This is a genomic window from Aminobacter aminovorans, assembly GCF_900445235.1.
GTDB lineage: Bacteria > Pseudomonadota > Alphaproteobacteria > Rhizobiales > Rhizobiaceae > Aminobacter > Aminobacter aminovorans.
In genome coordinates this window covers 32,454-58,036 of the sequence record NZ_UFSM01000002.1, presented here as the reverse complement: position 1 = coordinate 58,036, position 25,583 = coordinate 32,454, and the positions used below count along the sequence as shown (strand labels likewise).

The 25,583-nt window shown below is 61.5% G+C and carries 22 protein-coding genes (1 of these 22 only partly in view); 11 read left to right on the top strand and 11 right to left on the bottom strand.

The window, feature by feature from the left end:
- Positions 1 to 936, top strand: a complete 936-nt coding sequence (locus tag DY201_RS24795; RefSeq protein WP_115734010.1) for a dihydrodipicolinate synthase family protein — start codon at positions 1 to 3, stop codon at positions 934 to 936.
- Positions 937 to 1,094: 158 nt separating this feature from the next.
- On the opposite strand, the gene DY201_RS24790 is transcribed toward DY201_RS24795, so the two are convergent.
- Together DY201_RS24790 and DY201_RS24785 are read right to left on the bottom strand one after the other, a co-directional pair.
- Positions 1,095 to 1,814 (bottom strand): FadR/GntR family transcriptional regulator, encoded by a 720-nt coding sequence (locus DY201_RS24790; RefSeq protein ID WP_425358765.1) that lies wholly within the window; start codon positions 1,812 to 1,814, stop codon positions 1,095 to 1,097.
- A 163-nt stretch (positions 1,815 to 1,977) separates the two neighbouring features.
- Positions 1,978 to 2,874: an NAD-dependent epimerase/dehydratase family protein gene (locus tag DY201_RS24785; RefSeq protein WP_115734008.1), complete on the bottom strand. Its 897-nt coding sequence runs from the start codon at positions 2,872 to 2,874 to the stop codon at positions 1,978 to 1,980.
- A 68-nt stretch (positions 2,875 to 2,942) separates the two neighbouring features.
- On the opposite strand from DY201_RS24785, the gene DY201_RS24780 reads away from it, so the two are divergent.
- Positions 2,943 to 3,899, top strand: coding sequence for an NAD(P)-dependent oxidoreductase (locus DY201_RS24780; RefSeq protein ID WP_280959947.1), 957 nt, complete (start codon positions 2,943 to 2,945; stop codon positions 3,897 to 3,899).
- A gap of 1 nt (position 3,900) precedes the next feature.
- Here the strand turns inward: DY201_RS24780 and DY201_RS24775 are convergent, their stop codons facing one another.
- The 3 genes from DY201_RS24775 to DY201_RS24765 form a co-directional block, all read right to left on the bottom strand.
- Positions 3,901 to 4,692, bottom strand: a complete 792-nt coding sequence (locus tag DY201_RS24775; protein WP_115734006.1) for a FadR/GntR family transcriptional regulator — start codon at positions 4,690 to 4,692, stop codon at positions 3,901 to 3,903.
- A gap of 143 nt (positions 4,693 to 4,835) precedes the next feature.
- Positions 4,836 to 5,822: a substrate-binding domain-containing protein gene (locus tag DY201_RS24770; protein ID WP_115734005.1), complete on the bottom strand. Its 987-nt coding sequence runs from the start codon at positions 5,820 to 5,822 to the stop codon at positions 4,836 to 4,838.
- Between the two features lie 47 nt (positions 5,823 to 5,869).
- The gene (locus DY201_RS24765) at positions 5,870 to 6,850 is read right to left on the bottom strand and encodes an NAD-dependent epimerase/dehydratase family protein (RefSeq protein ID WP_115734004.1); all 981 of its coding nucleotides are present in this window, start codon (positions 6,848 to 6,850) and stop codon (positions 5,870 to 5,872) included.
- A 245-nt stretch (positions 6,851 to 7,095) separates the two neighbouring features.
- Here DY201_RS24765 and DY201_RS24760 point away from each other — a divergent pair, with 245 nt between their 5' ends.
- Positions 7,096 to 7,839 carry an ATP-binding cassette domain-containing protein gene (locus tag DY201_RS24760; RefSeq protein WP_115734003.1) on the top strand — a complete coding sequence of 248 codons (744 nt, stop codon included), beginning with the start codon at positions 7,096 to 7,098 and terminating at the stop codon, positions 7,837 to 7,839.
- 41 nt (positions 7,840 to 7,880) lie between these two features.
- Positions 7,881 to 8,879: an ABC transporter permease gene (locus tag DY201_RS24755; protein WP_115734299.1), complete on the top strand. Its 999-nt coding sequence runs from the start codon at positions 7,881 to 7,883 to the stop codon at positions 8,877 to 8,879.
- Between the two features lie 78 nt (positions 8,880 to 8,957).
- On the opposite strand, the gene DY201_RS24750 is transcribed toward DY201_RS24755, so the two are convergent.
- The 6 genes from DY201_RS24750 to DY201_RS24725 all read right to left on the bottom strand — a co-directional run bounded on the left by DY201_RS24750 (position 8,958) and on the right by DY201_RS24725 (position 17,548).
- On the bottom strand, positions 8,958 to 9,779 hold the full coding sequence (locus DY201_RS24750; protein ID WP_165915995.1) for an efflux RND transporter periplasmic adaptor subunit: 822 nt from the start codon (positions 9,777 to 9,779) through the stop codon (positions 8,958 to 8,960).
- Positions 9,780 to 9,781: 2 nt separating this feature from the next.
- Complete coding sequence (locus DY201_RS24745) at positions 9,782 to 11,770, bottom strand: preprotein translocase subunit SecA (RefSeq protein ID WP_115734001.1); 1,989 nt, start codon at positions 11,768 to 11,770, stop codon at positions 9,782 to 9,784.
- Positions 11,763 to 13,916 carry a PqqD family peptide modification chaperone gene (locus DY201_RS24740; RefSeq protein WP_115734000.1) on the bottom strand — a complete coding sequence of 718 codons (2,154 nt, stop codon included), beginning with the start codon at positions 13,914 to 13,916 and terminating at the stop codon, positions 11,763 to 11,765. Before DY201_RS24740 ends, DY201_RS24745 begins: the two co-directional genes overlap by 8 nt.
- 9 nt (positions 13,917 to 13,925) lie before the next feature.
- Positions 13,926 to 15,803 carry an efflux RND transporter periplasmic adaptor subunit gene (locus DY201_RS24735; RefSeq protein ID WP_115733999.1) on the bottom strand — a complete coding sequence of 626 codons (1,878 nt, stop codon included), beginning with the start codon at positions 15,801 to 15,803 and terminating at the stop codon, positions 13,926 to 13,928.
- Positions 15,804 to 15,815: 12 nt separating this feature from the next.
- On the bottom strand, positions 15,816 to 16,118 hold the full coding sequence (locus tag DY201_RS24730) for a DUF3467 domain-containing protein (protein WP_115733998.1): 303 nt from the start codon (positions 16,116 to 16,118) through the stop codon (positions 15,816 to 15,818).
- 131 nt (positions 16,119 to 16,249) lie between these two features.
- Positions 16,250 to 17,548, bottom strand: coding sequence for an outer membrane protein (locus tag DY201_RS24725; protein ID WP_115733997.1), 1,299 nt, complete (start codon positions 17,546 to 17,548; stop codon positions 16,250 to 16,252).
- 193 nt (positions 17,549 to 17,741) lie between these two features.
- Here DY201_RS24725 and DY201_RS24720 point away from each other — a divergent pair, with 193 nt between their 5' ends.
- The 7 genes from DY201_RS24720 to DY201_RS24690 all read left to right on the top strand — a co-directional run.
- Entirely contained in the window at positions 17,742 to 18,770 is a 1,029-nt protein-coding gene (locus DY201_RS24720; protein ID WP_115733996.1) for a methyltransferase, read from the top strand.
- Entirely contained in the window at positions 18,767 to 19,333 is a 567-nt protein-coding gene (locus tag DY201_RS24715) for a nucleoside/nucleotide kinase family protein (protein WP_115733995.1), read from the top strand. The genes DY201_RS24720 and DY201_RS24715 overlap by 4 nt, the downstream gene beginning before the upstream one ends.
- 9 nt (positions 19,334 to 19,342) lie before the next feature.
- Positions 19,343 to 20,212, top strand: coding sequence for a hypothetical protein (locus DY201_RS24710; RefSeq protein ID WP_115733994.1), 870 nt, complete (start codon positions 19,343 to 19,345; stop codon positions 20,210 to 20,212).
- The gene (locus DY201_RS24705; RefSeq protein ID WP_115734298.1) at positions 20,205 to 21,059 is read left to right on the top strand and encodes a hypothetical protein; all 855 of its coding nucleotides are present in this window, start codon (positions 20,205 to 20,207) and stop codon (positions 21,057 to 21,059) included. The genes DY201_RS24710 and DY201_RS24705 overlap by 8 nt, the downstream gene beginning before the upstream one ends.
- 15 nt (positions 21,060 to 21,074) lie before the next feature.
- Positions 21,075 to 21,989 carry a radical SAM protein gene (locus tag DY201_RS24700; RefSeq protein WP_115733993.1) on the top strand — a complete coding sequence of 305 codons (915 nt, stop codon included), beginning with the start codon at positions 21,075 to 21,077 and terminating at the stop codon, positions 21,987 to 21,989.
- Positions 21,990 to 22,084: 95 nt separating this feature from the next.
- Positions 22,085 to 22,864 (top strand): SapC family protein, encoded by a 780-nt coding sequence (locus tag DY201_RS24695; protein WP_115733992.1) that lies wholly within the window; start codon positions 22,085 to 22,087, stop codon positions 22,862 to 22,864.
- A 105-nt stretch (positions 22,865 to 22,969) separates the two neighbouring features.
- Positions 22,970 to 25,583, top strand: partial view of an LEPR-XLL domain-containing protein gene (locus DY201_RS24690; RefSeq protein WP_115733991.1) — the 5' portion only. 25,844 nt of this gene lie beyond the right edge of the window; only the first 2,614 of its 28,458 coding nucleotides appear in the window; its start codon is at positions 22,970 to 22,972; the stop codon falls past the right edge of the window.

The following is a 25,583-nucleotide window of genomic DNA, read 5'->3' as shown; positions in this document are numbered from 1 at the left end:
ATGTCACGTTTCGCTGTCGCCGAAATGCACGGCATCCACGCCATCCTCTACGCGCTGTTCGATGACCAGGAGCGGCTCGACCGAGGTGCGATGCGCCGGCAGGTCGAGCTTTGCCTTGGGGTCGGCGTCCACGGCATGGCCGCGCTCGGCCTTGCCACTGAAGCGTCGAAGCTGACGGATGCCGAGCGCCGGATGGTTATGGACTGGATCGCCGAAGACACGGGCGGAAAGGTGCCGCTGGCGCTCACCATCTTCGGTGCGTCGGTGGCAGAACAGATCGCGCAGGTGCGCCACGCCGAAAGTGTCGGCGCTGACTGGCTGATCCTGCAGCCGCCGATGGTCGGCCAGTATGGTGCTGCCGAGTATATCCGCTTCTTCGGCCGCGTGGCCGAGGCGACCGACCTGCCGGTCGCGATCCAGAATGCCCCGGCCTTCATGGGCCGTGGGCTGAGCGCGACCGAGATCAGCGACCTCGTTCGCCAGCACCCCAATATCCAGCTGGTCAAAGGCGAGGGTCCGGTGGTCGACATTGCCGGCCTTGTCGAGGCAACCGGCGGCAAGCTGCCGATCTTCAACGGCCGCGCCGGGTTGGAAATGCTCGACAATCTGCGCATCGGTTGCCGCGGCCTGATCCTGGCACCCGACTGCATCGACTACGCAGTCGCTGCCTACAATGCCTTCATCTGTCGAGACGAAGAAGAAGCGCTGTTGCATTACCGCAAAATGCTGCCGGCCGTCGTCTCGACGATGCAGGGCATCGAACACCTGATGGCCTACGGCAAACGGTTGTTTGCTTTGCGTGCTGGTCTGGTCGTTCATGACCGCGCGCCAGCGCTTAGGCCAAGTGCGGTGGGGCTTGCCATGATGGAGCGCTTCAATGCCGACCTTGGGCCGCTGCAGCGCAGGACGAAAGATGTGGCGGTCGAACCGATGTGACGTAAGCTTGACCAAGCTTCTCCAGCGTTGGATCGGGCGTGGGCACAGCCGCCTGGCGCATCTACTCCCCGAGGACGGATATGAAAACGTCCCGGCGACGGCGCTGCCGAGACGCCTGTCCGTCGCAGGCTGGTTCGGCGATTTGACGCAATGCGGATCTATTTTGACCGTCGGCCGATGATCTCATCGGTATTGGCCAAAAGCTTACGAACCGCATTGCGCGCGGCAGTCGGTTTCTGCAGTCGAATGCACTTTTCGATGTTTTCGTGAAGTTTCTGCGCGCGAAGCAGGCTGCTGTCTTCGCGAGTTACATGAACAAACAGATGGTTCAACGCGGATTCGATCAAAACACCAAGTGGCACCAAGAGGTCGTTGCCCGAGGCGCGCAGGACCGCCATGTGAAATCGCGTGTCGGCTTGCGTCCGCTGCTGCAGTGTAGGGGCATTGCCCATGTCGCGCAGCGCCTGGCTGATCTCTGCCATTTGCGCTTCGGTCCGGCGCTCGGCGGCCAGTGCCGTCGCTTCCGGCTCGATGATGTGGCGAAACTCCTGCACCGTCCTCAGAAAGCCTTCGCGATCCGGCGAGGCGGCGTACCAGCTCAGAACGTCGCGGTCGAGCAGGTTCCAATGTTCCTTGGGCTCCACCCAACTGCCGATCTTGGGGCGGGACGCAAGCAGGCTCTTGGCCATCAGCATCTTTATGGCTTCACGCACTGCGGAGCGACTGACATCGAAGATTTCGGTCCACTTGGCCTCGTTGGGCAGGATCGTTCCAGGCGGGTAGTCGCCACGGACGATCCTGAGGCCTATCTCGCTGGCGAGTGAAACGTGCACGCTTGCGCCCGAGATGCGGGCGGCGTCGGTCCGGCGACTTGCCATCGGCTTGTCGGCAATGATTGCGTCTGTCGGCTTTGCGGCCATAGGTGTGTCGTCTTCCTCTTATCGTCTCGCCGATGCTCGAACAGGGAGCGCCTACGCAAGAGAGTGGCGCTTCATCCCATGTGTCAAGCGTCGCTTTCTTGCGCCGGGTTGCGCCGGGCAGTCAGCTTTGCAGGACATATTTTCGCCAGCTGTGCTGGCTGCGGAACCCGAGCATCTCCTTGGCCTTGCGGTTGGAAAGCAGGGTCTCGAACTCGCCAAGTTCGCGCTTGAGCGGTACGCCAGGATAGAACCGCTCCAGCAACTCTCTGGTTGGCAGGTCGGATGACGTGTCGTCGTTGGCTGCGTTGAAGACCTGATAGCCGAGGCCGTCCTTCTTGACCGCGAGGTCGGTGATCAGACCGAGGTCGCGGGCATCGATGTAGCTCCAGGCGATGCGCTTGCGGAAACCCGGGTCGGCAAACCATTTCGGGAACAGCTCATATTCGTGCGGCTCGACGACGTTGCCAATGCGCAGGGCATAGATGTCGACACCGCTGCGCAGGGCAAAGGCGCGTGCCGTCCTTTCGTTGACGACCTTGGACAGGGCGTAACTGTCCATCGGATCTACGTCATACTCTTCATCGAGCGGGAAGTAGCTGGGAGCCCGGGGTTCGTTGGCAAAGACCAGCCCATAGGTGGTTTCGCTCGATGCAATGACGATCTTGCGGATGCCGAGTTTCACCGCAGCTTCGATGACATTGTAGGTGCCGAGCGCGTTGATGCGGAACACTTCGTTGTCAGGTGTCAGCATGATGCGAGGAATGGCGGCGAAATGCACCACGGCATCGACCGGCTGCGGCCGCAGCGACGGGTCGAACTCGTGCAGCCCCATATAGCTCGACAGCGCATTGAAGACCTGGCCGCTGTCCGTGATGTCTGTAACCAGCGTCCGCACCTTTGGATTGTCGAGCGGCCTGGTGTCGAGATTGAGCACCTGATGCCCCTGGTCGACCAGATACTGCACGACGTGCCGACCAGCTTTGCCGCTGCCGCCGGTGAACATGATCCGTTTTGACATTTTATCCTCCACATTCTGCCAGATCGGTAGATATTGTCAGACAATATCATCGGTGACGACTGCGCCGAATTCAACACGCGAACGAATGGGCACGGAAGATGGCAACGAGCACAAACGCAGGCGAGCAAATCGGTTTCATCGGTCTCGGCCTCATGGGCCATGGCATTGCCAGGAATATCGTCGACAAAGGCTATCCGCTGACCTTTCTCGGCCGAAAGAACCGCGGCCCGGCTGAAGACATGATCGCCCGCGGCGCTATTGAGGTCTCTACTGCTGCGGAGGTAGCCGCCCGCTCGACCGTCATATTCATCTGCGTCACCGGTTCACGCCAGGTCGAAGACGTCGTTCGCGGTGCAGGGGGGCTCAAGGACACTTTGAAGCCCGGCTCGGTTGTTGTCGACTGCTCGACATCCGATCCTGTTTCGACGATGGCGCTGGCAGCCGAGCTTGTCGCTCTCGACGTCACATTGGTCGATGCGCCGCTGAGCCGTACGCCGAAAGAGGCCTGGGAGGGGACGCTGGACACGATGGTCGGAGCTTCCGACGCGATGTTTGCCCGGCTGAAACCGGTGCTCGACACCTGGGCAGGGCGCGTCGTTCACGTCGGCCAAACCGGCGATGGCCACCGGATGAAGCTGTTGAACAATTTCCTGTCGCTCGGCTATGCCGCGCTCTATTCCGAAGCGCTGGCGCTGGCCGGCAAGGTTGGCATTTCGCCCGCCCGCTTCGACAGCGTCATCCGCAACGGCCGCATGGATTGCGGTTTCTACCAGACCTTCATGCGCTGGACGCTGGAAGGCGATCGCGACGCCCACAAATTTTCTCTCGCCAATGCGGTCAAGGACCTGACCTATCTGGAATCGATGGCCGATTCCGTCGGCATGGTGAACCCCTTGGGCAATGCCGCCAAGAATTCCTTCGCGGGTGCGGTGGCCGCCGGCGGGGCCGAACTCTATGTGCCGATGCTGGCGACGCATGTCGGGCGCATCAACGGCGTCGACCTGACGCCGCCGGAAAAGACCTGAATCAGCCCCCGGTCGGGGCAGGCGTCTGCCGCCTCGAACGGGCGATCACGTCGTCGGTATTGGCGAGCAACCTGTGCACAGCGTTGCGCGCCGCCTGGGGACGCCGCAGTCGGATGTTGGTCTCGATCGCCTCATGCAGGCTTTGGGCGCGCTGATCCTGGACCTCTTGCGTCACGAAGGTGAAGAGATGATCGAGAGCGGATTCGATCAGCACGCCAAGTGGCACCAGCAGGTCGTTGCCGGATGCACGCAATATGGCAAGGTGGAAGCGTGTGTCGGCGAGGGTGCGTTCCTGCAACGATATCGCTTGGCCCATTTCCCGGCAGCTCTGGCTGATCTCGCTCATCTGCGCTTCGCTGTGGCGTTCCGCAGCGAAGGCGGCGGCTTCCGGCTCGATGATATGGCGGAACTCCTGCACGGTGCGCAGAAAGGCTTCCCGATCGGGTGAGGCGGCATACCAGCCCAGCACATCACGATCGAGCAGGTTCCAGCGGTCCTTCGGTTCGACCCAGCTGCCGACCTTGGGCCGGGATGCCAGCAGGCTCTTTGCCATCAGCATCTTGATCGCCTCGCGCACCGCCGAGCGGCTGACCTCGAAGGTTTCTGACCACTTCGCCTCGTTTGGCAGGATGGTGCCCGGCGGATAGTCGCCGCGCACGATCCTGAGGCCGATCTCGCTGGCAAGCCAGGCGTGCACGCTCGAGCCGCTCATGCGAGCGGCGTTGGGGCGACGCATCGCCGGCGTTCGGTCGGCGACCGTTTCGTGGGGCCTCTTGGACGTTCCGTCTGCCATCGACCGAGTCGATCTCGTCTGGACCAATTCCGTTTTGATTGGTGTGCAGCAAGGCCGCCGCGCGCGGCGGAACCGTCGGCGCTCCAAATGAACCGCACAGGCTTGTCGGAGCGCCGGCGAACCAGGCGCTCCGACATGCAACCCTACTTCTGGATGCAGGTGTCGACCGTGTCCTTGGTGCATTCGTCGAGGCCAGTGAAGACCGGATCCTCAACCTTCTTGCCTTCGATCAGGTCGATCATGACCGTCGGTGCCTTGTAGCCCATTTCGAACGGCCGCTGGCCAACAAGCGCAGTGACCAGACCCTCCCTGGCAATAGCCACTTCGTCGCCGATCGTGTCGGCAGCGCCGATGACGAACTCGTTCTTGGCGATCTTGTCGGCCATTGGTTTGAACAGGTCGCGATAGGGCTGCGGGGCACCGAACAGCGGCCAGCCGCCCATGATGCCGAAGGCGTCGAGATCGGGATTGGCAGCCAGGATATCGGTCATCGCCTGGACGCCCTTGGCGCCATCGTCATTGGTGAAGACCGGGCAGCCGGCGACCTCGGTCCAGCCGCCTTCACCCTTCAGTTCGGTCAAGCCCTTCTGACCGGTCAGCGTGTCGCGCATACCCTGGGCACGGCGCAGGATGTTGTCGGCGCCTGGATTGCCTTCAATGGTGCAGATCTTGCCGCCATCAGGCTTGGCCTTCTTGATGTACTCGCCGATGCGGGCACCCATCAGGTAATTATCGGTGCCGAGATAGGTCTTGCGCAAGGCCGCGTCCTCGGCGGCGAGATCGGCGTCCAGCGTCATGACCGGAACAGTCGGGTTTGCTGTCTTGATGGTCTGGGCGATCAGCTTGGCGTTCGATGGCGAAATGGCAATTGCAGCCGTATCTGCCTTGCCCAGCATGTCCTGGACGATCTGCGCTTCGCCGGCCTCATCCGAGGTCGACGCCGGGCCAGTGTAGAAGCACTCATATTCCGAACTGGCGTTTTCCTTGTTCCACTTCTGGCAACCCTGGTTGATCGCTTCGAAGAACGGGTTGTCGAGACCTTTGACGACGATGACGAGTTGCTTCTTGGCGAGCGCGTTTCCAGCGCTGAGTGCCAGGACTGCTGCTGCAAGCAATAATGCCTTCCTCATTGTTTCCTCCCATTTGAACAAACGGGCACGGCGTGCCCGCGACGAAATCAACCCGGATACCAGACAGTGCGAGGATCATTTTCCGAACGCTCGTACTGCCAGGCCAGGTCGATGAGCATTTTCAGGTCGTATTTGGGTTGCCAGCCAAGCAGGTCCTTGGCCTTGGCATTGTCCATCCAGTTCGAGTGGTACTGGCTCGGTATGTCGACGGATTCGAGGTGTCGGGTTCTGGCGAGGTAAGTTGCAACCTCGCCATAATCGACGGGGCGATCCAAGCAGACGTTGAAGAGTTGTTGGCTTGCCCGCGGATTGTCGATCGCGGCCAATATGGCTGACACCAGATCGTCGACGTGGACGAAGTTGCGCTTCAGTGGCTGCCCGTCGGCGTCGCGTAGCAGTGGCACAGTGCCGTCGCTGGCATAGCGCCGGGCGTCTGCCTCCGGCACCAGCGTCTTCCAGACCGGGCCGCCAAAAACGTCGTCACCGAAGGAAAGCGTGTATCGGAAGTCGTCCTTCTCCATGATCCATGGCGCGCGCAGGCAGCACCAGTTGATGCTATATTGGATGCCGAACTGCTCCAGCATGACCTCTTCGAGCACCTTGGACAGAGCATAGCTGCCGGGATAGGCCTGATGTCGTGTCGCTTCGGTAAGGGGTGCATCGTTGCGGTAGTAGAAATGGCCGATCGCGGCGTCGCCGCCGATGAGGATGAACTGCCGAGCGGTTGCGCTCAGCCGAAACTCATCGAGCAGCCAGAACAGTCCCTTGACTGCGACGTCCATCACGTCGCTTGGCGTTTCCTTGCATGTGGCGAGGTGCACGACGTGGGTGACGCCCACGAGGGCGTTGGCCACGACGTCGCGATCGGCGATCGAGCCACGGGCCGTCTCGATGCGGTCGGTTTCATCGAAAGAGCGGTTGTGACAAAGCGCGCGGATATGGGTGTTGGAAAATCGCGGATCGTCAAGCAGCCCAGCGATGAAGTGCCGCCCGACCTTGCCCGTTGCACCGGTAACAAGGATCAGCATGCTCTTCCTCCGATGCCTAGCTAATATCCGCGCGCCTTCGTCGTCAACACTATTTGTCCGACAAAACAGATTTTTGAGACATTTGTATCGAGTTCGTCCGACAATTGATTGACGCTGTCGAGACGTTTTGCATAAATGCAGGTCTTCGCGTCTCCTCGGAGGAGATTGAGAGCGCGAATTCGCAATGCCAGACCGAGACGAGTGCGGGACGGCTGCGAGGCTTGCATGTTTCGGGAGGCTAGAGGCTGGTGGCAGTTCTCGAACTCGCCAACATTTCCAAGCACTTCGGCGCCATCCAGGCGGTCAACGACGTTTCGTTCTCGCTTGAGGCGGGACAGGTCGTCGGCCTGATGGGCGACAACGGCGCCGGCAAGTCTACCCTGGTCAAGATGATCGCCGGCAACTTTCGGCCGAGCCATGGCACCATGCGGCTCGACGGTGCCGAGCTGATCATGCATCGCCCGGTGGAAGCGCGGCAGCATGGCATCGAGATCGTCCATCAGGATCTTGCGCTGTGCAACAATCTGACTGCGGCGGCGAATGTCTTTCTCGGTCGCGAACTGCGCCGCGGCTTCGGACCGCTGCGCGTCCTCGACTATAAGACGATGTACAAGCGGGCGGGCGAGATTTTCAGGGAACTGAAGTCCGAGACGCGGCCGCGCGACCTCGTCCGGCAGATGTCGGGGGGGCAGCGTCAGGCGGTAGCCATTGCCCGTACCATGCTTTCCGAGGCCAAGATCGTCCTGATGGATGAGCCGACGGCGGCGATTTCGGTTCGCCAGGTTGCGGAAGTCCTCAACCTGATCCGCCAGTTGCGCGATCGCGGCATTGCCGTCGTGCTGATCAGCCACCGCATGCCTGATGTCTTCTCGGTGGCTGATCGTGTCATTGTCATGCGGCGGGGCAGGAAGGTTGCCGACAAGCCGATTGCCTTGAGTTCGCCGGAGGAAGTGACGGGGCTTATCACCGGTGCCATCGAACAGGCATGATCACTCCTGTCGGTCGCATCGAAACGTAACGAAGGTCGATGATGGCTATTACCCTTGACCAGACCATTTCGCAGAAACAGCAAAGCTGGCTGTCGAAGGTTTTCGGCAGCCAGACTTTCTGGGTCCTTATCGCCGTCATTCTCGCCTGCATATTCCTGTCCTTTGCCACCGATTCATTTGCGACGACGAAAAACCTCTACAACATCACCCGCAACGTCACCTTCGTCGCGATCATCGCGCTCGGCATGACGCTGGTCATCATCACGGGCGGCATCGATCTCTCGGTCGGTTCGGTGCTGTGTCTTTGTAGCATGGTGCTGGCGGTGGTCATGAATGCCGGTTACAGCATCGAGGTCGGCATTGCCGCGGCCATCGGTACCGCGCTTATAGTCGGAGCGTTCAACGGCATTTTGATCGCCTATCTCGACTTTCCGCCATTCGTTGTCACGCTCGGCATGCTGTCGATCGCGCGTAGCCTGGCCATGGTCGCATCCAACAACACTGTCGTCTTCCAGTTCGGCCCTGATCACGACAAGCTGCTGGCGCTGGGTGGAGGCGCCTGGTTCTTCGGCATAGCCAATCCGGTGCTCTACATGATCGTTTTGGCGGTGCTCACCGGTTTTGTGCTGCGCTGGACGAGATTTGGCCGCTATGTCTTTGCCATCGGCGGCAACGAGCATGCAGCGACGCTGACCGGCGTTCCGGTGCGAAAGATCAAGGTTACCGTTTACATGATCTCGGCACTCTCGGCCGGTATCGCCGGCATCATCCAGACCGGCTGGCTCGGTGCCGTCACCACCAATATCGGCGCGGGCATGGAGCTCCAGGTGATCGCTGCCGCAGTCATCGGCGGTGCCAACCTGGCCGGCGGCGTTGGCACTGCCTTCGGCGCGATCATCGGCGCGGCCCTGATCGAAGTCATCCGCAACAGCCTTGGCCTCCTCGGCATCAACGCCTTCTGGCAAGGCACGTTTATCGGCAGCGCCATCGTGCTTGCCGTGCTGTTCGACAGGATCCGCAATTTCCGACTGAGCGACTAATCGTGCCTGCCGTTCATTGGGTGCGATCAACCAAGGTATTGCCGTAAAAGCTACAATTCACCGCTAGAGCTCGTCCCACTATTGTCCGGCGACGGTGGTATCGAAGCTCACCTTGCAACGCTGGCCGGCGGGAATGCTGGCATCGGCATTTGGCAAAGCCAGGCGAATGCTGAATGTGCCGCTGGCGGCGTCGAAAATCCGATCGACCACCGTTACTTCGGCCTCGATGCGGGTGTTGGCAGGATGGTCAAGCGATACCGTGCCGCGAGAGCCTTTCACGATCTTGCCCCACAAGGTGGTCGGCACATAAGCCTCGACATGCAGCGGGTCGGTCTGCGCGATGGTCATGATGGCGCTGTCCTGGCGGACGAACTCGCCGGCGCGCAAGCTCTGTTCGACCACGACACCGTCGACGGGGCTCTTGATGCTCTGGCGGGCGAGCAGTGATTTTTGCCGATCGAGTTCGATGGCGGCGAGCCGGAGACGCAACTCTTCGGTGACCAGGTCGCGCCTGGCGATGGCCACGATCGCCTGCAACTCGTCGATCTTGGACTGCGTCACCGCGCCGGAGTTCAAGAGCTTGAGTGAGCGCTCAAGATTGGCTTCGGCCAGCTCAAGGCGGGTACGTTGCGACTCGAGACTCTCACGCGCATTGGCCTGTGCGGTTGCAAGCGAGACGTTGGCTTCCTCGACAGTGGATTCCAGCCGAGCCAATTCGTCGCCGCGCTTGACCTCGTCGCCACGGCCGACCCTGACCGATGCAAGCAAGCCTGTCACCGGGCTGCCGATCGCCACACGTTGCGCCGGCTCGGCGACACAATCGAAGACCTGAGGCTCGGCGTGCGCAGCAGACACCAAGAGCACGGCGAACAGTGAGGCGGCAGCGAGAGTGGGCTTCATGGTCACTCCGGTCGGCCGGTAAAGGCCAGGGTGCGGGTTTGGTTTTCGTCCGATTTCAAAAGGTCGCGGCGCATGCCGGCATGGATACGTTCGGCCCGACGCTGGGCATGGCGCAACAGCCATCGTGCTATCGTTTCGCCCAAAACCGGTTGTGCGACACGGCAAAAGTCCTTGAACAGTCCACTCGCGGCGAATTCCATCAGGGGGTCGTCGAGTGACAGGATCGCCTGGAAGCAACCCTTCTGTCCCTGACGTCCGCTACGGCCCGCCAGTTGGTCGTCGATGCGGCGGGCCTCGTGGCGCTCGACCATGATGACATGCAGGCCTCCCATCTTTTCGATGTCGTCGGCAATGTGAATGTCGGTGCCACGGCCCGCCATGTTGGTGGCAACGGTGATACGGCCACGTTCGCCGGCGAGCGCGACGATGCCTGCCTCGACGCCATCCTGCGCAGCATTCAGCACCAGATGCTGCAAGCCGGCTGCCGACAGTCGTTCGCTGGCGGTGACGGAGGATGCAACCGATCGAGTGCCGAGCAATATCGGAATGCCCTGGGCGTTCAGTTGCTTGACGCGTTCGGTGACCAGGCGCCATTTCTCTGCGTCATTTGCGAGAACGCGGTCCTTGAGATCTATGCGCTGGCGTGGCCGATGCGTTGGTATGGTGACGACCGGCAAGCGATAGACCTGCCAGAATTCGCGCGCCACTTGTCGCCCCGTTCCGGTCATGCCGGAAAGATGGGCGTAGCGGCGAAAGAAGCGCTGGTAGGTCATCCGCGCAATCGTCGTGCGTCGCGCCGAAGGCGTACAGCCTTCCTTGACCTCGATGATCTGATGCTGACCGTCGCTCCAGGCGCGGTCGGGCATGACACGGCCTGTATGTTCGTCGATGATCTGCACCTTGCCGTCGCGCACCAGATATTGCTCGCCGCGATGGAACAGATGCAGTGCTGACAATGCCTGCCGCGCCAGCTCCTCGCGCACCACGACGCCGCGCCATTCCTGGCCGCGCTCGTCGGCGAAGGCAGCGATGGTTTCGCGTCCTTCAGGCGTCAGGACAATGCGCTTTTGGGCGGCGACAAGCACATAGTGCTTGCCGGATTCGAGCAAGCCGGCGAGATCGAGTGCTTCTTTGGCAGTCGTGGTGGAAATCTCACCCTTGGCTTCGCCGGAAATGACCAACGGGGTTCGCGCCTCGTCGACAAGCACGCTGTCGGCCTCATCGACGATGGCGAAATGCAGCCCGCGCAGGCGCAACTGGTCGGCGCGCGGCTTCCTGCCTTGCAACCTCTCCAGCTTGAGCCGCAGATTGCCACCGTTCTGACCCAGGATGATGCGGTCGCGCAAATAGTCGAAGGCAAGTTCCTTGTTGGTACAATAGGTGATGTCGCAGGCGTAGGCCGCCCGGCGCTGGTCGACGGATTGACCGGCGACGACCACGCCGACGCTGAGGCCGAGCCAGTCGTAGATCGGCTTGGTGAGTTCGGCGTCGCGTGCGGCGAGGTAATCGTTGACGGTGACGACATGCACGGGCAGCCCCGCGAGAGCTGCGGTTGCCGCGCCAAGCGCAGCCGTCAGCGTCTTGCCTTCGCCCGTTGCCATTTCGGCGAGGTAGCCGCGCAACAAGGCGTATGCGCCGACCATCTGGACGCCATAGTGGCGACGGCCGCTCAGCCGCCCGGAGATTTCGCGTATGACGGCAAAGCTCTCGGCGACGACCTGTTCCGGAAAGCCCGTCTGGCGCTTGAGGGCTACCGCTATCTGGCGGCCGCGGGCACGCAATTCCTCGTCGGAGAGCGCTCGCATCTCGTCGTCGAAAGCCGCCACCTTGCGCTCGATGCCAGCAAGTCGTCGGGCGCGATGGCTGGAGGCGGCCACTTTCAGATAGGCAACTGCCTTGGCGGCGTAGTCATCGAGCGGCGACTTCTTCTTGTCCGGGCGCTCGGCATAGAGGATCGGCTGCGGCGGCCGTAGGGTCGATGCATCAGACATTGAAATGGCTCAGGAACGTCTGGCGCAGGCTGCGCAGCCAGCGCCAGGCGACAGGCTCGCTGCCATGGTCGAAGCGGACGTGAACCCGGCTGCCCAACAGCAATTGGCGTTGCGCCTGTTCGGGTTCGAGATCGAATACAAACAGGCCTTCGAGAGCACGCGGGCGACTGTTGGGGCCATTGCCATTCTGGACCGCGACCACGCCGCCGCCTTCGGTGGAAAGCGCCAGGCTCGGCAGGTCGAGCTGGGCTGCCGGCACTTCGCGGCTTATGTGAGCGGGCACGACGCGAGCCGGGTCACTGGCATAGCGGATGTCGACGCGATTGGTGCGGGCGCGCACCAGATCGACTTCGCTCTGTGGGACGATGACGCGCAAGGCAGGTGTGGCAGATGATACGACATAGCCGACAAGGTCGCCCTGGTTGACGTACAGGCCCGGCAGATTGGCGGCATTTGGCAGGATAAAGCGGCCGCCATCCCTGGCGCGGATGACCAGAGACTCCCGCCGCTGACGACCGGATTCAATGATACCGTCAATGTTGCGCAACTGCTCCAGAAGCATGTCACCCGCGGTCCGGTCGGCAAACTGTACCGCGTCGTAACGCAGCCGCAATTCGGCTGCCTGCGCTTCGAGCAGCTTCACGCGCCCGTCAAGCGAGGCGTCGGAAAGGCGGATCAATGGCGTGCCGGCGGCAACGAGGGTATCGGGTCTTGCGAGGATTTCGGTGACGATACCGCCGGTGTCCGCTCTGACCTGGGCGCGATCGGGGATCCAGACAACACCCTGGGCAATGGTGCCATAGGGTAAGGGTGTCAGCAGCAGAAGTCCCAACACCGCAGCCGTCAAGGCGCCGGTCACTGCCAAGGCGCGGCCGCGCCTGCTGTCAAGCTTCGGCGACGTCAGCAGATATTTCGCGCCCTTGAACAGGGGCTGGATGAAGGTATTGAACAGGGTCAGCAGCGCAAGCAGCACGCCGATGAAAAACAGCTTCGACGCTACAAGCAATGCGATCGTCAGGCTCAAGACCACGCGATAGAGGAATGCGAGCACGGCGTAGCCGAATAGCCATTTGCGTTCGCCACGCGCCGAGGCGGGGTTCTCGACATTGTCGACACCGAGCAGGTAGCGCTGGACCAGATACCAGAAATACTTGTTGGCACGGTTGCCGAGATTGGGGATTTCGATCAGGTCGGCGAGGATGTAGTAGGCGTCGAAACGCAGCAATGGGTTGCCGTTGAAGAAGATCGTCGACACGCCGCCAATCAGCATCACGTTGAAGGCCACGGCACGGGCAAGGCCTGGTTCGGCGTTTGCCCAGAAGATCATGGCAATCGCCGCCAAGGCAAATTCGACCATGATGCCGGCGCCGCTGACCAGCATCCGGCGCCATTTTTCCCGAAAGCCGGTCGAGGCCGTTGCATCGACGTAAGGTGCCGGCATCAGCACCAGCAGCATGATGCCGACTTCATGGACGACCCCGCCGAAAGCCTTGGTCGCATAGGCATGGCCGGCCTCGTGGATGGTTTTCACCAACGGATAGATCAAGACGATCATGGCGATGTTGGATGCGCTGAGCAGCCGGTCGGTGCCGTCGGACGTAAGCTCGGACCAGTGCATGACCGCGAGAACGATGCCGGTGACGACCAGCGCCAGCCAGGCCAGGAAGCCATAGATGGTGAACAGCGGCCGGACCAGCGGCATCGTGGCATCGAGGAAGGCGTTGGGATCGAAAAGCGGCAACCGGAGCGACATCGGGTTGCGAAGCTTGTTGATCACCTCGCTTCGCGCCTGCTTGGCCGAGCGCTCGCCAAGTTCCTGGAAATCGGGCGGCATGGCTCCCTGCAACAGGTCGGAGCCGTGCAACTGGGCAAGCAGTTGGATCGCTTCGTCCTGGGTCGGGGGATCGTCACCGGCGCGCCGGCCGACAAGATCCCAGATCTCGCCAAGGCTACGCTTGCCGTCCATCAGCGACACAAACAGGTTGGACGACGGCGACAGCCGGTGGAATCGGCCTGTCTGGTGATCCTGCAGCACGTACCAGAGCTCACCGCGGAATTGCTGGCGGTGAATCTGGGCGTGGCTGCGCAGCCTGAGCTTGAGGTCGGCGACGCGGTACCAGGATGGGCTGAACAATGACCTCGCCATGAGGCTACCTCACGGCATCCAGCGCCACGTGGCGAGCCGCAGCCAGTCGAGCATCGGTCGCGTCCAGATCGCAATGAGTGGTTCGGTTCCGATGTTGATCTTGGCAATGCCGATCATTCCGGGGCGAAGGCTTTCCGAATTGCGTGTCAGCGCGCCTTCGACCTGGAACAGGTTCTTGCCTTCATGCGACTGCGATACCGGGGTCACCTTGGTGACAGTTACACCAAAGCCTTGCTCGGGCAGGGAGGTGAATACGACCTCACCTGTTTGTCCGACTTCGATGGATGCGATCTGGCGTTCGTCCACCTGCATGACGACGCGGTAATCTGTAAGCGGCGCGATCTCGAACAGTGTTTCGCCGCGGCTGACCGAACCCCCGACACGCTGGCTCAGATCGCCCGAGACCACCATGCCGTCGAAAGGCGCGATCAGTTTTGTGCGCGCGATCTGCTCATCGATGAGCCGCAGCTGTGCGTCGGCCTGGTCAATCTGGCTTTTGACCACGTTGATGGTCGCCGGCTGGCGGCTTGCAAGTGCGCGATCATGTTCGAACACGCGTTGCTGGCGCTCTGTCGCCCAGCGCAAGCGCTCGAGCGAGAGTTCGCGGTCCTCGAGCGTCGCGAGCGTATCGCCCGCCTTGACCATTTCACCAGCGCGCACGTTGGCCTGCTGGATGTAGCCGTCATAGGCCGAGACGACGGCGCGGCGCTCCAGGCCTTCGATCTGGGCATCGGCGTTGACGCGATAGGTGTCGGTCGCAAAGGCAAAGAAGGCGCATGCTGCGACGATGCCGGCGACCGCAAGCTTGCGCCCGACATAGCCCGGCCCAAGCAGGCACTTGAGCTGCAGGCCAAACGCCTCGGCTGCCTTGACCACAAGCCAGCGGTCGTTGCGCCGCTTCTCCTCTAGGATCGGACCGATCGCAGTGGCGATGACGTCGAGCAGGCGAACGGTCTCGGGATCGAAGGCGTGATCCTTGCCGCGCTCGAAGGTGATGGCACCGACGAAAGTGTCGACCACAAACAGTGGCACGGTGAAAATCTGCCCGTCATGCTGCATGCGCGCGAGATCGCGATGCGCGGTGGCGGCGACTGCCTCATCCGCCCCGATCGGATACAGGATCGAGGCACGCTGATCGATGGCCTCATCCATCGCCGATCCTACGGCGCGAACCAGGCTCATTTGTCGGCCAAACTGGGCGGTATGAGAAATGGCCGCCAGACGCGTCGTTCCACGGCGGCGGAAACCAATGCTCACGCGGGCGCAGTCGAAGCGGATCGCAAGCTCCGTGGCAGCTGCCATCGCTGCCGGTTTGAAGCTCTCATGCTCGAGCACTGTGGCAATGAAATCGAGCGTGGCGGCGGACTGGTCACGTTTGCCGCTGCTCGCCTCTGTGCGCAGCCGACGCATGTGGTCCCGCAACCAAGCCGACCCCCATTGCAGCTGGCGGATGGCGCCGCGCAACTCGTCCTTGGCATGGGCCGGCTGCGAGATCGCCATTGATACCGCGATTGCCGCGACCGTCTTGCCGTCGATCACGACAGGATATGCTACGGAAGGGGCTGTGTCGGCGGCGCCATTGGCCCCGCGCGCAACCGCGCGGGCCTCACTGACAGCAAGTTCCGCAGTTGCCGTGAGGTCGACCGGTTCGCCATGGCCGTCAGGCCAGGCAGCCAGCAGGCGGAAGCCGTTGCTCGTCGCCTCGCGTACGATGCCGGCTGTCGCACCTGGTATCATGCTGCATTGGAGGGCCAGCCACACAGTCGCCAGTTCGCTGGCGGTGCTGGCTTCGTTGAGGCGCTGCCAAAGCGCTGGTTCAAGCACTGTGAGGGGACGCGCGGTTGCTTGCGCATCCGCCAATTCCTCACTGTGCCTGGGGGGTGTCATTGGCTGCGCCCGCTACTCCACGTCGAGGGGGCCGTAGCGGCTTTCGTGCTCGCGCAAGACGCCGCCGAGAACGGTCCAGAGCCGCTTGGCCGCCAGCGGCGTCAAGATGATGCGGTTGGACAGTTCAACAGCGACAGAACCGCCATCCTCGACGTTCCAGGTGCGGTTGGTGCCAAAGAATATGTCGACCTGTTCACGCGTGCCCTGAACGTTGACGACATTGGCGAAATGGGTGGCCATGCGGTCTTCGATCCACTGCACGCCGCGCGAAGCGCCTTCGTCACCGGAGACTGGCTGCTTGCTTTTACCTGTCATATGCTTCCCCCTGATGCGCCATTGCGGCGCTCAGCCCTGCGGAACATAGATGAAGCCCGTGTCAGCGCAAAGCCACATCCGCCGATTGTGTTAGCGAGGTATTGCCATGACCCCGGCTGATTGCCGCGCCATCAGAAGCGGTATGCAAGACCGATACGACCCGTCAGCAGAGAGGGCTTGATCGAAACCTGCTCCGTCTGCGAGTTGCCCAGGATCATTTCGTCAGTGGCCTTGGTGTACACACCTTCGATGCGCAGGGTCAGTTTCTCACTCAGGGCAGATTCAATGCCCGCGCCGACCTGATAAGCGGAAAGCGTCTTGGTGCCGCCGTTCTCAAGAGCAAAGAAGTCTTCGTTGGCATCCATGACCATGCCTGCAAAGCCGCCTTTGGCGTAGACCAGCGTGGAGGGGGTCGCAACGACGCCGACCCGTGCCGAAACGGCATAAGTCGCCTTGAGCGTGCCAAACAAGGTGGTCGCGCCGGTTGCAAACGAGTTCATGGACGGGTCTTCGAACTTGGCGTTCACGTAGGCGGCCTCAGCTTCCGCGCCGACGACAAACATATCGTTGATGAGGAAGTCGTAACCGACAAAACCACCGAAGCCGAGCGCGTCGCTGGCAAACGGTCCGGTCGTGGCAACTGGATTGTCAATCACCTCAAGCGTCGACTGAGCGAAGCTGAAGGCTCCAAAACCACCGGCGTAGAAGCCGGAAAACTGCATTGCCGGTGCCGGTTCGGCGGCGTGAGCGGAACCGCCCTTGGCGCCGAATCGGTAGGAAAGGCCAGCGTTCACAACCAGATACTTGGGATCAAAGGCTTGAGAATCGGCGGTAACGAATGCTTTCGAGGCATCTACGTAGTTGGCTTCGATACGGGCCGTTACGTTGTCAAACAGGAAGGTCTCGGCACCGATGCCGGCCTTCGTCGCACCAACCGACCCACTTGCCGTGCCAGTGAAACCCTCTTCGGCTTCCATGCTGATGGAGGCATATCCCAGCCGGCCATAAAACAGGGTCTCCGGTGTGACCAGATAACCGACCCTGCCGGTAATCGAATAGCTCGATTTGACCTTGGCAATGGGGTTGTTCAATCCGCCGTTGAAGGGCGAAAAAGGCAAGCTCATCTTGGTGTAGTCAAGTTCGAGACCGGCCACCCAGCGACTGGAGAACTGGTAGTCAAAACCGCCATGTATGCCGTAAACCGCATCCTCATCCGAGAAACTGTAGTCGAGATCGGTGGGGAAGCTTGGCAGAACGTATCCGAGACTGCCCGAGGCCATGCCGCCATGCACGCCGACATAGAAGCCGGTCCAGTTGGGCGCCTGATATGTCGTTTCGACAGGGGCGGCCATGTCGGCTGCGAGGGACGAGGCGGCCGTGCTCAGGATCGCGGTTCCGGCTGCCAGTGCAATCGACAACAATCTAAGCATTTATGCGTGTCCCCTCGCTTATACTCAAACCGACTAACATGCGTTTTTTGAATATGTCAAAATAAAGATGCCATTCATTGTAGTCGTCGCTGCCTCGATGCAGGGCGGCGTGTGATTTCAGCAACGGTCTTGAAGTCGTTTCAAGGCGATATGTGAAACTGGCGCGGCTTGGAGGACATGGATTTGGGGTGCGATGCCATCGAATGTGTTTGAGATCGTCGACCGTTACCTCGCCACGGAACTGTCGGCGCGAGCGCTGGCGCTGGCGTTTGCGCGCGGCTGGATAGATCGGCTGGCGTCAGGCGACAGGCTGGACGTCCGGACACTGAGCGCGCTCGCGTGTATGCCGCAGGGCTCCGCGCGGGCGGTTCTTGACCTGCTGTCGGCCAGCGGCGTGGTCGAAGACTCTGGCGGCTATGGCCTGGTCCGGGAATTCGGGCAGGCGCTTGAGGCGCGCGATCTGCTCGAGGCAAAATTGTGGTTTGCCAATCTGGTTGCGCCCGACGTTCATGAGCACTTCGAGGCTTTGCTCACGGATGTGCCTCGCTTTATGGCCAATGCCAAGGTGTTCGAGCTGTTTCGTTACGATCGCTGCCTTGCGGTCACTGCCGAAAATCTTGAGCTGACGCGCCGGTGGGTGAGCTACACCACCACCTTGACCAAATATGAAGCGCCCGAGGCGCTTGTGCGTCTTAACCTCGCCGAGAGCCGCAGCCTGCTCGATGTCGGTGGCAATAGTGGCGAGTTCGCGCGCCAGGCCTGTGCGCGCCAACCTCGACTGATGGCGACGGTCTACGATCTCCCGGTGGTTTGCGAACTGGGGCGTCAGCATGTGGGCAAGTTTGCCGAAGGCGGGCGCGTGCATTTCATGGAGGGCGACCTGCGGGGGCAGTCGACACTGCCGCGCGGCCACGATGTCATCAGCTTCAAGTCGGTACTGCACGATTGGCCGGAGGACTATGCGAGAGCTTTCCTCGGCAAGGCGGTCGAGGCGCTGGAACCCGCCGGCCAGCTGGCAATTTTCGAGCGTGGCACGATCAGGCTCGACGAGGCGCCGCTGACTTATGCCATGGTTCCCAATCTGGTATTCCTGCCGTTCTTTCGCGACCCCGGCCTGTATCTGGACACGTTGGCAGGCCTGGGCATGACTGACATTGCCGTCGAATGGATGGAGCTGGACATGCCGTTCTTTCTGGTCACGGCGCGGAAGCCCGCGCAATGAAGGCTCCGGTCATCGCGATCTCCGGCCACCCGGGAGGGGGCAAGACGACGCTGACCAAGGCGCTGGCCATGCGCCTTGGCGTGCCAGCTTTGCACTATGACGACTTCGAGACGATGACGAGCCGCCCGCCGGCGGACGTGCGGAGCTGGATCGAGCGAGGCTCGGACTACGACGAGATCGAGCTCGACCGTCTGGCGGGCGAACTTGTGCGGCTTGCGGAGGTGGGCGACCGGCCGAAATTGGTTCTGTTCGACACGTTGCTCGGACGCGCGCATCGGCAAACGGGCGAGCTGATCGACGTCCTGATCTGGATCGATACGCCGGCAGATGTCGCTCTGGCGCGCAAGATTGGCGAAGCTGCTGCTCGCGCCGCGCCGAATGAGTCGGCGGAATTCCTCGGGTGGCTGCGCGCCTATCTCGACCATTACCAAGGTTTCATATCAGGCACATACGATGTGCAACGAAAGCGGGTGCGACCGGGCGCCGACATTGTACTCGATGGCCGGTTGGGGCAGCGCGAGCTGACTGAACAGGCGCTCTCCGCAATCTTGGCACGGCTTTGAGGAAACGGCATGATTGCAGCTGAAAGCGATGAGCTGGTTGGCTTGACGATCGGCCCGGCAGGCCGCCGGCTGCTGTCGATGATCGAGCTGCTCGACGTTCCCTTCGGCCTCGAGCGTTCGATCAAGCTTGGCCAGAACTTTATCAACGAGGATCGCTTCCTTGCGATACTGCACAAAAGCTCGCTGGGCACGAACCCCGAGGCCCGATTGGCCTGGTTTGCCGGCAAGCTGGGCATGCCCGACGACATGCTGGCAATCCTTGTGGCGCGCCTTGCCGACGCCGACATCGTGCAGTTCGGCTACGAGGGCGGCGCGGCCGGTGTCTACAAGGTCTACTTGGAGTTTCCCGCCGATGTCAGCGCTGCCCGGCTTGCTGCCACGGGTAACGCTCCCAGCGATGTCCTCGTCCATCTGGCCGTCAAGTGGCAGGCAAGGCTCCCACATGACGCGGCGACCACGCGTTATGTCTGGCCGGCGGATGCCAGGGGCATCGCGGCAATCAATGTGCGTCTAGCCATGCCGGGCTTTGGCGGATTGCCGTCTGCTGTGGCCGCACGGGCAATTGTCGAGCGTGCGCGGCGGCGCTGCGAGGACGATCAGATATTCTTTCTCGAGGTATCGGAGCAGGGTTCGGTGCGTCGCTCCTTCGACGTCAATCTCTATGCCGCCGGGCTTGCGGTCCACGAGGTTGAAGCAACCCTGCGGACTCTTGCCCGCGCCTATGATCTCGAAAACCAGGAGTTGGAGCGCCTGCTGGTCCGGCTTGAATCCGCGACCCTTGGCCATATCTCAGGCGGGCTTGGGCGCAACGGTCAGGATTTCGCCACGCTCTATTTCGGCGTGAGTGGACGAAAGGGAACTGGCCGTGAACATGCTTGAGTGGGCACAGCCGTCCGATCCCTACTACGACTACTGCCTGTGGGACTACCGGCCGCTGGCGCCGACCGCGGGCAAGCTGCGCTCGTCGACGCTTCTGTGGCATTCTTTCGAAACATTGGGCGCTCCGCCACGGCTCGCCGAAATAGTGCGGGCGATAAAGGCTGAAATAGGTGCGTTTCGGACCGTCTGGGGCGTCAAGAAGCTTGGCGACCGATACAGTTGGGAGCTCTATTTCTATGATTATGGCCGGCTTGAGCGAACGGTTTCGATCGAGCGCGTGCTGGCGGCCATAGCGCCGTTTGCGGGCTCCAATCTCGCCTTGTCGTCCAAGCGTCCGTATTTCATGTTCTCGATCGATCTGGACGAGGATCTGGGCGAGGGCCGTCGCTGCGTCGACGAGCTCAGCGTCTATCTGGGCAACCCCAGCGCGATGGTCTCGTCGGGGCTGTGTTACCAGCTCAGCCGGACGGGGCTTCGCTTCGACAATCTGTATTACTTCTTCGACCGCGAGAAGAACTGGGACGACATCGTCGGCAAGGTGTGCACCTCGGCGCATCTCGACCTGGCCGGCCTCGATCCGGCGGCGATCCTGTGGCCGGAGCTTTGCGATTGCGGCATCGTGGTCGTGGCCAACAAGAAGCATAATGACGGTGTGTATTTCTCGCGCATCCGCATCGATCAACTGATCTGGTTTGTCGAAAAGCTCGATTATCCTTCCAGCTTGCAGCAGTTCCTCCGCGATAACAAAAGCCGTCTCGATCACATGCTCTATGATGTCGGCATAGACTACCGTATGATCGAGGGACGCATCGAGATACTCAAGAGCGCCTATTATGGCGTTGTCTGAGCCGCAGGACGCCTGATGGCCATCTACGACCACTCCAAATACGTCTCGCTCACGATGGAGTTCCGCTGCAACCTCGCCTGCAAGCATTGCATGATCGAGGGCACGATGGACAGGCTTGCGCCGCAAAGCGACGAAGCCTTCGCGAGGCTGCTCGAACACAATGCCCGCACCGGAGACTGGACGGGGCTGATCCTGACCGGATCGGAAATTACCCTCCGACGTGATCTGCCCGAACTGGCTCGACGGGCGCGTGCGTCAGGCTTCGAACATGTCCGGATACAAACGCATGGCATGCATCTCGGACGCGCAGCCTACAGCCAGGCACTCGTCGAGGCCGGCATCGATGAGTTCTTTGTCAGTGTTGCAGGATCGGATGCGGCAAGCCACGATGGCATTACGACCGTTGACGGATCATTTGAAAAGACGCTGAGGGGCCTGGAGATCCTCGACAGCTATGACGGGGTGGCGACCATCACCAACACTGTGGTGACCGAGGACAGTTATCGCCTGTTGCCCGGCATCGTCAGTGCGCTCGGACACCTTCGCAAGCTGACCCAGATGGAATTCTGGTTCTATTTCCCGATGAAGGAAACCGACGAGAAAGGCCTCGTTGCCAATCACCTGGACGCATTGCCCTATCTGCGCGAGGCCACCCGTATGGCGCAGGCGCTGGGGCGAGAGGTCGAGATCAAGAACTATCCGGAATGCTTGCTCGGCGCAGATTCTATACTTTTGGTTAACGACCAGCCGCAGCTGTTTATCGACCCGGCTTTTTGGGATGAATTCGCTCGAAACGGCTTCTACCAATGTCCACACCGGGACAATTGTGTTTCCAAGCAATGCCTTGGGCTCAACACCGCCTACATCAAGCGTTTCGGCGATCATAAGGATTTACTGCGGCCTTTTCTTGGTCCAGCTGCAGAATTCTAGCCTGGCCGCATCACAGCCTCTTTCCATTTGCTAATATGCAATGTTACCGTGCGTTAGGTCGGACAGAATCTCATTAAAATTGCGTGCGGGCGGGGATGGCAAAACAACTTCTGATTTACGAGCGCGCCGTTCCGGTGACGCGGCAAGCCCACGGAGACCTCTCGGTCAAGGTTGGCGGGGACTTTTCTTATGCGCGCCATGTGAACTCGGTGCCGCTCATGGCGGCCGAATTCGCGCATGCCGCGGATGAGTACACGGTGGTCTTTGCCGGACAGGGCGAAGACATCATCCCGGTTGTTTTGCTTGGCGTGCGCGACAATGAAAACCTGTTCGTCGACGACAAGGGCGGTTGGGGCGGCAAGTACGTTCCGGCGTTCCTGCGCCGTTATCCGTTTGTGTTTTCAAGCGACGACGATGGCGCGAACTTTACGCTCTGCGTCGACGAGGAGTTCGAGGGCTGCAATCGAACCGGCCGCGGCGAGCGGCTGTTCGACAATGACGGCGAGCGCACGCAGTATCTCGAAAGCGTGCTCGGATTTCTGCAAGCCTATCAGGTGCAATTCCATCGCACCCGCGGCCTGACCAAGCGCCTCAACGAACTTGGCCTGTTCGAGTCGATGCAGGCGCGCTTCACTCTACGCAACCGGCAGGTGCTGACGCTGTCGGGCTTTCTTGCGGTCAACCGCGAGCGTCTCAAGGCGCTTAGCGGCGAACAGTTGGCGGAACTGCAGGCATATGACGATCTGGAATTGATTTACCTGCATCTCTTTTCCATGCGCCACCTGACCTCGACGGCAGAGCGCATTGGAGCGGGAGCTGTGGGGGGCGAGCAAGTCGCAGAAGAGCAGACGGCTCCGGAACCAACGGTGGCATAGGTTGTACGGGAGCGCTTGGCGCTCCCGTTTCCGTTCCGGGAGGCGGCAGGCTGGGACCGATAGGCCCCGGCCCTTTGTGCGTGGTAGGCGAAGGGGAGAAGGGGCATGGCGTTTCCGTTCAAGTCGGAAGGTGTATCGGGACGTCCGATATCGCACCGCCGCGCGAAGCTGTCGGAGGTCCTGTCGGCCAAGCTGGCGCGTCTCGCGCGCGGTTCGCGCGTACAGCGCGAGCTCGCCGATCGCGTTCGCCTGATCTTCGATCCGCTCGAGCCGCGCCTGCTGCTCAACGCCGACCTCAACGTCAACCTTGCCACCGATGGCGTCGACATCGACCACCAGATCCTCGTCCGCCTGATCGAGGAGGTCGAGAACGCCAACAATGTCGCGACCACGATCCAGCGTGTCGAAATCGTCGATCAGGCGCGTGGCGGCAAGGTGCTGGCCTTTGGCGACCTCAGCACGATCACCGGCATCACGATCTCAGGCGGTGCCGGCAACGACACACTGACCATCGACGAGGATTCATTCGGGGGGCTCACGCTCGCGCCGGAAATCTCGTTCAGCGGTGGAGCCGGCAACGACCGTATCGTGTTCGATTCCTCGGACAATACCGCCTGGAATCTCACTGGAAACAACACTGGCAACCTTGTCGGCGACAAGGTTAGGGCCAAGTTCGATGGGGTAGAAAACCTCAGCGGCGCGCATAACAACAACGACACTTTCACGATCGGCGCGGCCGGTCGGCTGTCGGGCGCAATCGATGGCGGCTATGGCGGCAAGGACACGATCATTTTTGCCGGTGCCACGGCCACCGCAATCGAGCTGGGTTCGGCAGGCTCGGGCAAGCTTACCGTCGGCGGGCAGGGCCTTGTCTTCGAGAACATGGAGCCGTTCAACCCGGGCGTTGCCGGCCACCTGACCCAGGACCTGTCGGCTCTGGTAAACGCTGCGACAAACAAGAACGTTTCGATCTCGGCATCCGGCGGCAACCTCGTCGTTACTATCGATGGCGCGGCGACCAACATTGCTGCACAGACGTCGCTGTGGCTTTACCTCGGCGACAACGCCAACGTGACGACGATCAGCTCGCTGCCGGCATGGGCCAATTTTTCGCTGATGGTCGATGCCGGCGAGGAAATCGTCGTCAATGCCACGCTCAACGCGGCCGGAACGCTGGGACTCAGCGCTGAAGACATCAATATTGGCGCAAGCGCTGTCATCAGCGCCAAGTCGATCGACCTGAAGGCGATCGATCACCTGCGCACCTCGCTTGGAGCCGCCGGCTCCGGAGCGACGCTGAGCGCAAGCGGCACGACCTCCGCCACCATCACCATCGCAGGTTCGCTGACGGCGACCAATGGAGCGGTCAAGATTGCCGCTCGCGCAGCCAACGTGCTCAAGATGCACGGCAAGGCTGATCCGGCGCTGCGCAACATCGTCGCCACGCTGAACAATACCGCCACCGTCGCACTAGCCTCGACAGCGCGCCTCAACGGCAGCACTACTGCCGTCAGCGCCAAGACCGATGTTGACGTCGACATCCTGTTGACCGAGGTGCCGCTGCCCAATTTCCTCGGCATTGGTGAAATCGCGCTGCCGACGAACGCACTCGACGGCATCCTGCCGGCCAACCTTATCAACGAGGTGTTCCCGGACGGCATCATCAACACCGGCAGCGAGGCCTTCACCAACCTGATCGCTGTCGGCCAGCTGTCGATGGACAAGCTGCGCGAGGTCGCCGCAAACATTGCCGATTTCAGCAACGCGCAGGTCGAATCCGACGTCACCGTCACCAACAGGACGGCAGTGACCGTCGATGCCGCAGCCCAGATCACCCAGGCCGGCGGTGCGGTCGGCGGTGCGAGCGAAGTGACGATCTCGGCCGGCGACGAAAGCCTCGTCCGGGTGAAGATCCAGACCGAGAAGGATGCCCTTATCCCGGCGCTGGCGACGATCGTCGTGTTTTCGGCAATCGATTCCGATGTCGACGTGTCGCGTACGACCGAAGTTGTTGTCGGGCCGGCCACGGCGGCCGTTGTCACAAAGCCAACTGTCATCAACGCTGCCGGCGATGTCGTCATTGCGGCGCGCAATGCCGGCGAGGTTCGTAACGACATTGCCTCGAACAGCATTGGTTCGGTGACCAATGATGCGACCGAAACGACCACGGCGCTGGTGCGCGGCGTCACAGTCGTCGCCGGCGGGCTGAACATTTCCGCCGAAAGCGACACCATCTACCGCGCATCGAGCCTCGATGCGGAAAATCGCGTCACCGGCGGCACCACCGCCGGGATCGACGAAAGCGTGGTTACGGCAGGGGCCGGCGGGGTGACGGTGGTCGCCGCCGACCGCTCCGAATTCGAGGCCACCGCGCTGCCGTTCCAGCCGCGCATGACGGAGACCGACGCCAAGGCCAAGAAGCACATCGCGCGGGTCAGCTCGATCAACGAGGTCACCAAGACGACAGGCGCCGTGCTGTCGGAAAGCGTTGTCACCAGCGCCGGTGCGATCGTCGTTTCGGCGATCAACGAGACCAAGCTGTCGGCATTTGGCCTGTCGCTGCCGATGGAAGAGGCGCTCGAAGACAGTGGCGACGATCCGACAAATCAGGTCAACGCCAAGAAGGTCAATGCCGGCGTCCTGGTGGCCAATATCGTCAACGGCTCGACACTGGCGACCGTGTCGGCAAGCAACCTTTCGACCAGCAATGGCGGCGACA